The sequence below is a fragment of the uncultured Dokdonia sp. genome (genome assembly GCF_947492535.1).
Classification (GTDB): domain Bacteria; phylum Bacteroidota; class Bacteroidia; order Flavobacteriales; family Flavobacteriaceae; genus Dokdonia.
In genome coordinates this window covers 1-459 of sequence record NZ_CANLNH010000047.1, presented here as the reverse complement: position 1 = coordinate 459, position 459 = coordinate 1, and the positions used below count along the sequence as shown (strand labels likewise).

Sequence of the window (459 nt, the reverse complement as noted above, 5' to 3'; positions counted from 1 at the left end):
GGTGCTTTAAGAGCCTTAAATATGGCTATAAAAAATAGAGTGTATAAGGAAAGACCATTAATACATCATTCAGACAGAGGCTTACAATATTGCGCTAATGAATATCAAAAACTCCTCAAAGATAATGGTGTACAATCTAGCATGACAGAAAAGTACGATCCGTATGAAAATGCAATTGCTGAGAGAATAAATGGAATATTAAAGCAAGAGTTCGATATAGCAAAAAATATAAAGAATCTAGATTTAAAGAAAGAACTCATTAAAAATGCAATAACTATTTACAACAATAGAAGACCACATTTATCTAATTATATGCTAACTCCAATACAAATGCACAAACAACAAATCCTAAAAAGGAAACAGTATAAATCAAAAAAGCTGAACAATGATATCATTGTTCAGCTTTAATTAATAAATTTAATCCGTTAATAATCTGTATCGATTAGTTAGGACTAGACA

At 29.0% G+C, this 459-nt stretch carries 1 protein-coding gene; it reads left to right on the top strand.

Annotated features, from left to right (window positions below):
- The coding region (locus Q1A60_RS21485; protein ID WP_299770657.1) for an integrase core domain-containing protein at positions 1-408 on the top strand (408 nt) is incomplete at its 5' end.
- Positions 409-459: the final 51 nt, after the last annotated feature.